The organism is Bacillus sp. TE8-1 (genome assembly GCF_008368855.1).
Lineage (GTDB): Bacteria > Bacillota > Bacilli > Bacillales > Bacillaceae_G > Bacillus_A > Bacillus_A cereus.
In genome coordinates this window covers 1-8,398 of record NZ_QPET01000045.1, presented here as the reverse complement: position 1 = coordinate 8,398, position 8,398 = coordinate 1, and the positions used below count along the sequence as shown (strand labels likewise).

Genomic DNA, 8,398 nt, shown 5'->3' with positions numbered 1-8,398 from the left:
AGTAGGACGTCGCCAAGCAAGCTTAAGACGAGTCAGAATGACTCGTCTTTTTTGTATGCTTTCATACCTCTATCAATTGCATTTTTAACCCCTTCTAAATAAGAAAATCCATATTTTTTATCTGGCTCTAAGTAAGTTCCTTCCGCCCACTCGTTCCATGCGTTAATAAATAAAAACTCGCTGTTATAAAAAGAGTAAGTACGATGAATTTGCTTGCTTAAATATATGCTGAACTTTTCAGGGGTAGAACCTACAAAGATGCTGCTATTTGCGTTTTTACGTCGTGCAGTATTATCCCAATCAACAAAAGCCCCGGGAAATGTTTTTTTCTTTGGGAGCGATCGTTGTAATATATACATCCATACTTTATCGTAGTCCCAAACATTTAATTGCATATCAGAATCATATATTACCTTATTTATGTCTGAAGAGCTATCATGGGCAATTGTATAGAAAGGTTCAAACTGAATGCTAGCATCGAATCCATTTATATTAGGTAGTGGAAAACTGTTTAATGTTTCAGCAAAGTATATACCTTTTAAACCATTTTCTCGCGCTAATGCATTCCAGTAATTAAGCATTTTTTCACAATCAGGAATATGTCCTGGACGATAAATAATGAATAGAGGTTTATCATCTATATAAATATATCTCTCATCCTGGAAAGCCTGTAATAAATAATCAAAGTGTTCCTTCCAATCAGATATATCTCCGTAGTCTTGAGGCATTAATATATGTTTATCGAGACCATCCCAAGATTTTGTCCATGGTTCATTTGCCCAAGAAAGACAAAAAGGGAAGTCAGGTTCCTTCATCTTTAGTACCTCATTAAAGGGTGTTTCTAATAGCCTTTTTCCCTTAAACCAGTAATGATAATAACAAAAACCATATATACCGTATGCTTTAGCGATTTCCGCTTGCCACTTTCTTACGGAGGGGGTAGTTAAGTCGTAATAAAAATCTTGATAAGGTTCCCTAGGTTGATAATGTCCTGAAAATAAAGGTCGTGCACTTTTAGTATTTGTCCATTCAGTAAATCCTTTCCCCCACCATCGATCATTTTCTTTAATTTGATGGAATTGTGGTAAGTAAAAAGCTATTATTTTCAAGTTATATCCCCCTCATGTTTTTCGTAGTTCAAGTGTTGGGAAGTTATTCTTGATTTGGTGAAGTAATTTTAAAACAAGAGATATGTTATCTGTTTACTGTTTTTTATGGTATGTATTGGATTTTTTTAAGCTTACTTAATAAGAGAGTATTAGGTAATTTGATATATAGCTGAAATAGAAAGTGCTTTTCGTCATGAAATTTATTACGTTGAATGAAAGGAATTAAATTTTTTGAAGGACAAAGAGGGCCTGTGGTAATCGATTTACATCATCAAAAAAGTCTTGTAGCTTTAAATATTTCTCATAATGATTTTCAATATAAGTCCTAGGTATAACAGTTTCTCCGTAAAAACTACTATTTCTAACATCCCCTGCACCAGTAGGACTGTGAACAAATTTGCCGTTTTCATAATCCGAGATGGCGCGATGTATATCTGGAAAAGCTTGAGATAAAGTTTTATGCCATCCTGTTTGAATTAATTCAGGATGTTCTTGGAATTGTTGACAAAAATCAAGAAAATAGCGCGCTTGTGTTGTTGCGATGAAGATTCCACCAGGGCGAAGAACTCTTGAAAATTCTTTTACCCAATTTTCAGCAGTTGCTTCGGATAAATGTGAGAATACAGAATAAGCGAATATGATATCTAATGAATTGTCACTAATAAATTCTACAGGGGGATGTGGACTTGCTGTTTTATATATCCCTCTTCCTAGTGTTTCATTACAAAGTGTGATCATCGCAGGATCGACATCAATGCCAAGTAAATTTTGATCAGAGGCATCTTTAAATAAGAAGCGTATAATTCTTCCCCATCCGCAGCCGAAGTCTAAAACTTTACTTTCTTTATTCAAGGGAACCCCTAAATTTTGGGCGTATTCTTTTATATGTCTATAAAACAAATATGCTTCGTAAAGAGCATGTTCATAGGAAGCACCTACAAATTGTTTTTGAATTTCTTCAGGAGGAAACCTAGGTACGGGAATCCCATTTACCGTTGTTTGCGAACAACTTTGTATAAATAAATTTAGAAGTTCGACATCAGATAGTGAATTAACAAGGTAATCAAAATCACTTCCTAACTTAAAGTTATTCATTTGTTAAACCTCCGAATTATATAGTGATTAAACTTTATTTTCTTGCTTTTTACTAATAAAAACATGTAAAAATTCAGCATCTAATCCTAGTGATCTATCCTTTTGTAAATAAACAATGGTATACATATTGGTGTGTGTATAAATATATTCAATCATATCCTGCCCCCAATCGAACGTTACTAAAGATCCATTTTCATCAATAGGGTTTCCATGATAAATGGGCTCTTCAATATATTCGATCACCTCTTGATTCATTCTTGCTCTTTGCACAGTTTTTGTGAGTGTATGATACCAAGGGACAGTAAATACATGAGCACCGCCAGGTTTTAATACTCGTTCTATTTCTTTAAAGGCTTTGTTTGGCGTCATTACATGCTCAAAAACGTCTTGAGTAATGAATAAATCAAAAGATTCATCTTCAAAAGTCATGTCTTCTAAGTTCTCACATCTAATACCTTGAAAGTATTGGCCAAGAGGATAATTTCTAAAGTATTGAGAATAAGTATAGTTTTTACAGTTTTTTAATAGTAGCTGAGTTGTAATCCCTCCAGGAGAGGATTCGTGGATACTATAGGAATCCCATTTTGGAAAAAATGTATGCAAAGCATGGATTAAAGCTCGCTGCCTTGGTATAGAGTTACATGTAGAACATAAATAATGATCTCTAAGCCAATCATTATGCTCTATAAATGTAGCTTTCTTTTCGCAAATAACGCAGTACCCATTATTGTGTTTCAAATTGATTTCCACACGACATCCCTCCTATGTTAAATGCAATCTATTTATGGAAAGTATGATACACGTCAACAATCAGCGAAATCAAAGGGGGAATGGGGGAAAGTTAGGTATCTCTTAAAATTGCGATTAGGAGAAGGGAATAATCAGTTGAAGAGAACCCCCAATCGAATTAAAGTTTCACTTTATGCTATGCGATGCATCAGCTTTTATTCATGGGAAAATGTATAGACTTAAAATATCCCTTTCGTGTATGGGTACATTTCAAAATCCTGTGCGTATATTTCTGTAACTAAATCCATAGTTTCTTTATCATAAAAGCTTTCGTATGTTGGAAATTGTGGGAAGTCTGTATCTGTAATGCTAAGTTCTGCATAGCTCCCTGCATAAATCATCTTATGTGCGCGATGATGATCTGAATTTGTAAGAAGTGCTAAAGGGGATTTTATCAAATCGTACGTGTGTTCTAGTTTGGTGATTTGTGTATTAAAATCTTCTAAAGGAATATAACATTGGATGAAGTTTTCTTCACCAGGGACGTATTGTTGACTAAAATGTATATCTAACGCTAGAGAATTGGAGCTGAATGCCTGAACGTAATATAAAAATTGTTTAAATGATATTCCTTGATTACTATATTTGTCATTGTAAAAATAATGACGGATACTTTCCCATTGAGGGCTAGCATATGGGTTGTCAGCAAGTAATAGAAATGAGCTGACAGCCCTTGTATAGGGATTTCGCACAAGTTTACAAACATCCTTTTTACCCTCTAGAAGACCATTTTGTAACTCTGGTATGTAATTTGTATTGTTCTTATACACCCAGAACTCATAGTAATGAATAAAGTCATTGTATTTCTTTGCTTCAGTAAATAATCCGATTTGAAAAAAGAACCAATTAGCTAACGCGGTGCATCCGCTTCTATGACTCCAAAATAGTATAATCGGAAAGTCTTTATGGTAATGTGGAATTCGATCTTTATGTAGAATTACATGATTTAAAAGTTCTTGATTTATATTTTTCATGAGTTTCGCACTCCTTTTTTGAAAAACTTGTGTATTTAGAAGTTTTTTTATGGGTTAAACAAGTGAGGATTGTTTATTAAATATATTCATGGGGATGAGTAAATATTATGAGTGTTTTTGCAGTCAACCAGAATAAGGAAGCTATTCTAAAATGAAAATAGAAAATAAAGATAATGAAAATTTATAACAAACATACAATGATAAGAAGATGAATAATCGAAATGATCCAGTTTATTTGTGTATATTTTTAGGTTTGAAGACGGGAAAAATTTACTACTAGAGAGATGATATTATGAGGAAGAATAATTATTTAATAGTAGGTGGAAATAGTTTCATTGGTATCAACCTCGCATTGGGTTTATTGAAACAGGGGCAAAATGTAAAAGTATTTTCCAGACATATAAATAATTTTCCTCAAAATATTGTAAGTGAAGTTGAATTTATTAAAGGTGATTTAAAAAATGTTGAGGATATATATAAGGCTTTAGTGAATATAGATATTATTATTTATTTAGCTGCGACGTCTAACGTAGCAACTTCAATTGAAGATGTTTTCGGTGATATTAATAGCAGTCTATTTTTTCTTAATTTCATGGAAAGTGTTAAAGATTTTCGTATTAAAAAAATTATATTAGCTTCTTCGGGAGGCACAGTTTATGGTGAACCTGAATATTTGCCTATTGATGAGAAACATCCATTAAGACCACTTTCCCCGTATGGAATAACAAAAGTTTCGCTGGAGAATTATTTGTATTTTTATAAGAGAAAATATGGAATAGATTATGTTGTATGTAGATATTCTAATCCGTATGGAAAATACCAAAACCCCTTAAAAAAAGTTGGGGCGATAAATTGTTTTTTGTACCAGCATCTCAGTAATGAAAGGATTCATATATATGGGAATCCAGAGGAGATTATTAGAGATTATATTTATATCGATGATTTAGTTGAAATTACTATACAACTAGCACAATTAAATCAATTGAAATCTTGCGTATACAACATAGGGAGTGGCAAAGGTCTTTCTTTAAAACGAATTATAGTGGAATTAGAGAAAATAACAGAAAGAAAAGTGGATTTTATCTGTTACAAACAAAAACAAGAGAACGTTCAAAAAATCATTTTAAATATTGATAAGATAAAACAAGAATTGAATTGGGAACCTAAAATAGATTTTAAACATGGGATTAGATTAAATAAGCTATGGATTGAAGAGTTCTTATATAGTAAAAAACAATAACCCACACTCTACTTGTATAAGCAGAGCGTGGGTTATTATTTTACTTCTTTTTCTATAACCCAAAGGTCTTGATGTTCCCACCAAAATCCTTCAGTATACTTTTTGATAATTGGGTTATGGGGTAATAATTTAATTTTGTCACACACGTAAGAGGGACTAACTATCGTTTGTCCGTATTGATTCACATCTAAATCGAATTGTTCACTAGAAGAGAGAAACCAATAGCCCTTTTCATTTAAATTTGGAAACCCGAAGTATTTTTTGCTTTGATAGCCATGGGTTGTGAAAATGAATAAACCACCAGGTGAAACAGCGTTATACAATGTTTGCAGCCAACGAAACCAAGTTGTATCAGGCATATGAGAGAAAAAGGATAGACAAAAAACGATATCGTACGTAGAGGAGTCCAATTTTAACTGTTCAGGCTCAGGATGAGATAATATAGAAGAACTATTTAATTTGTTTTCAATAAAGGAAATAGCCTCTTCGTGTATATCGCAAGCGGTTATACTCAAATTCGCTTGTAGATTTAATAAATGACGTGTTACGCAGCCGTATCCGGATGCAAATTCTAACAATTTAATTGGATTGCCTGTAGGAGGATAAAGGGAAGTAATTAAGTTTAAGAGTATTTGTGCTGAGTTTTGCCCATCTTTAAAGTAGTAATCTATCGCTTCTTTTTTTGATGGGAAGACGGGATTAGTGACAATGAACTGAAAGATATGATCCTCAGGATGGATACTTGCATTTACATTATAGCTGTGTGCGATTTGAGAAATTAAATCTTTATGTTCCTCTATAAAGTCTTTCAAAGAGTATTCCTCCCTTAAGTAATAGTAGCAACTTACAAGAGATATTGATGGCATAGAAAGCACAAGTTTAAATTTTTAAGTATGCTTTAAGATGCTTTCTATATGTATACATTTTCATTTTAGAAATGTCGTCGATAGTAAATCTTTCTTTAATGAAATTTTGCATTTGCACAACTTCATTGTAATGGGAGTATGAATCTTCTGTTCTTGTTACGCTATTTAAATGTCGTCTATGATAGTTTAAGGGGGCTGGATTGAAGTAAATATCTCCCTCTGTAAGAAGAGAAACATAGAAAAACCAATCACCAGCTATTTTGAACTTCTCTAACTGTTTTTCTGTTTTCTTCATATCTATATTTTTAAAAACTACACTTGAAACATTAGGTATAGTGTTTTTGATAAGTAACGTATCTTGTATTTCTTCGACGCCTTTTCGAAAATAGGGGCCTTTCCATTTTTCTTTATCGATATCATTTGTGTAATTTAAATAATGATTAGCCAATACATTTCCTTGTTCATCAATTTGTTTTGATTGTGTGTAACTTAAGGTAATATTGTTATTTATATAAAACCCCTGTATCACCTCTTGTAAAAATGTCTTATCGCATAAGTCATCGGCCTCTGCGATCCAAATATAATCACCAGTTGCTGCAGAGACTCCTTTTATCCATTGTTTAAATACAGAACCAGAGTTTTTATCATTAATAACCTGTTGAACCTTCAGGTGGGTCTTATTTTCTTTTGAGAGCAGCTTTTTAAAAGTTGATACGCTATGATCAGTGGAGGCATCGTCTAAGAAAATTAGTTCGTAAAGAGGGTAGGTTTGGTTTAATATTGATTCGATTCGAGCAGGTAAGTATTTTTCATAATTATAGTTCGGTATGATTACACTTATCTTTTTGTAATTATGTTCGAGAAGATCTAGTAATTGATAAATGTAATTAAGAAAATTGAAGTTTTTTTCGATAAGTTCTTGGCCAAAGCTTCCCTTTTGTAATCGTAATCCCTCATCATGAATAAATTCATATATTTTTTCTAGCATTTTGGGTAAATTTAAAAAATCTACTAAGGCACCAGTTTTTTCTGTAACAACATCTTCAAAACCTCCAGCATTTTTAAACCCTATAACAGGAAGTTTTGCATCTAATGCTTCTAAAACAACATTTGGAAAAGGATCTTCCCTTGAAGTTAATAAGTATAAGTCAGCCCCGGCGTTATATAATCCGATATCGGGAGTAGGATCGACTAATGTGAAATGTGCTTTATATTTAGGGGGCAGTGTATTCAGGAATTGAACGTCCGTTCTCCCTACCCAAATGAAATGAATATCCTTGTGAGTCTTTCGTACTGAGTAAGAGATAAGTGAGAATAAATCTATTCCTTTTCGATAATCTGCGAAGCCTACACCTAAGATAATTTTGCTATCTAGAGGCAGGTTAAGCTTCTTACGTAACTCATTTCTAGCTTTTGCGATATTGTTTTTATAAGGATTGTGGTTAAACAAACCTTGAGGGAGAATGTGACATTTTTGAGGATCCAATTCAGTGATTGTACGAAATTTTTCATATACGTATTGTGAAGGGAAGACAACTTTGTAAGCAAATTCAGCGATGTTTTTAGCTTTCCCTTCAGCAGAGTACTGTTGTATTAAATGCGGTAATTCATGTATTAATGAAACAACTTTTATATTGTGTCTAGCTAGTAATGCGACGATATCGCCACTTATGACAGTGCTACATATGGCGAGGGTAAAATCCTGTGATAATAAATCCTTTATTAATAATTCGACCTTTTCTTCTGTTTGATAACCTTGCTCGAGACAATAAACAGGACCGTACTTTTGAAAATCTGGAATTAAAATACCTGATCCAATAGAAATAATTGCAACAGAGTAATCAAAGTTTTCTTTAAGAGCCTTAATAGTATGTAAAGAAAGTAGCTGTGCTCCGTGGAAATGGGCATCATGGGATACATAAATTATCTTTTTATTAACATGCATTTCATAACGCCTCCTAAGTATATTAGATTTTAAAGGTAAAGAAGAGAAGTGTTTTATTTATAATCTCCCTAGAGATGAGCAGGAGGGAGGACGTACTAAAAGAAAAAATACTATCCTTAATATATATTTACTTGGTCTCACATTCATTCTTTAGAAAAGTATTAGTATTAAGTTAGAGAGTGTAGGCTGCAGATTGTTAGTTTGAATACATAAGTTTAAGAAGTTCTAAGGCTGTGTTAGAAATTAAGAGAGGGCAAAGCTTTTATGATTTATAAAATAAAAAAGATAAAAGGTATTGACGGTTGATCTACGGGGGTGTAATATAGGACAAGTCGCCGAGGACAATAACGTCGAAAGCAACAAACGAAATAAAAAACTTA

Annotated in this window: 7 protein-coding genes; 1 reads left to right on the top strand and 6 read right to left on the bottom strand. The window is 32.9% G+C overall.

Translation table 11 applies throughout. The annotated features are described in order from the left end of the window. Positions 1-32: 32 nt before the first annotated feature. The 4 genes from DN404_RS29245 to DN404_RS29230 form a co-directional block, all read right to left on the bottom strand. Positions 33-1,109, bottom strand: coding sequence for a glycosyltransferase WbsX family protein (locus DN404_RS29245; protein WP_044306950.1), 1,077 nt, complete (start codon positions 1,107-1,109; stop codon positions 33-35). A 222-nt stretch (positions 1,110-1,331) separates the two neighbouring features. Next, entirely contained in the window at positions 1,332-2,204 is an 873-nt protein-coding gene (locus tag DN404_RS29240) for a class I SAM-dependent methyltransferase (protein ID WP_025710433.1), read from the bottom strand. 27 nt (positions 2,205-2,231) lie between these two features. After that, complete coding sequence (locus DN404_RS29235; RefSeq protein WP_149215803.1) at positions 2,232-2,954, bottom strand: class I SAM-dependent methyltransferase; 723 nt, start codon at positions 2,952-2,954, stop codon at positions 2,232-2,234. Between the two features lie 218 nt (positions 2,955-3,172). After that, complete coding sequence (locus DN404_RS29230; protein WP_149215802.1) at positions 3,173-3,967, bottom strand: sulfotransferase family 2 domain-containing protein; 795 nt, start codon at positions 3,965-3,967, stop codon at positions 3,173-3,175. A gap of 292 nt (positions 3,968-4,259) precedes the next feature. On the opposite strand from DN404_RS29230, the gene DN404_RS29225 reads away from it, so the two are divergent. Further along, positions 4,260-5,207, top strand: coding sequence for an NAD-dependent epimerase/dehydratase family protein (locus DN404_RS29225; protein WP_001230834.1), 948 nt, complete (start codon positions 4,260-4,262; stop codon positions 5,205-5,207). Between the two features lie 35 nt (positions 5,208-5,242). Here the strand turns inward: DN404_RS29225 and DN404_RS29220 are convergent, their stop codons facing one another. Together DN404_RS29220 and DN404_RS29215 are read right to left on the bottom strand one after the other, a co-directional pair. Continuing rightward, positions 5,243-6,019 carry a class I SAM-dependent methyltransferase gene (locus DN404_RS29220; RefSeq protein ID WP_149215801.1) on the bottom strand — a complete coding sequence of 259 codons (777 nt, stop codon included), beginning with the start codon at positions 6,017-6,019 and terminating at the stop codon, positions 5,243-5,245. Between the two features lie 67 nt (positions 6,020-6,086). Then, on the bottom strand, positions 6,087-8,018 hold the full coding sequence (locus DN404_RS29215) for a glycosyltransferase (protein WP_086388122.1): 1,932 nt from the start codon (positions 8,016-8,018) through the stop codon (positions 6,087-6,089). Positions 8,019-8,398: the final 380 nt, after the last annotated feature.

Coding starts and splice junctions, on each gene's coding strand:
- DN404_RS29225 (WP_001230834.1), top strand. CDS start 4,260: ATGAGGAAGAATAATTATTTAATAGTAGGTGGAAATAGTTTCATTGGT.
- DN404_RS29240 (WP_025710433.1), bottom strand. CDS start 2,204: ATGAATAACTTTAAGTTAGGAAGTGATTTTGATTACCTTGTTAATTCA.
- DN404_RS29230 (WP_149215802.1), bottom strand. CDS start 3,967: ATGAAAAATATAAATCAAGAACTTTTAAATCATGTAATTCTACATAAA.
- DN404_RS29215 (WP_086388122.1), bottom strand. CDS start 8,018: ATGCATGTTAATAAAAAGATAATTTATGTATCCCATGATGCCCATTTC.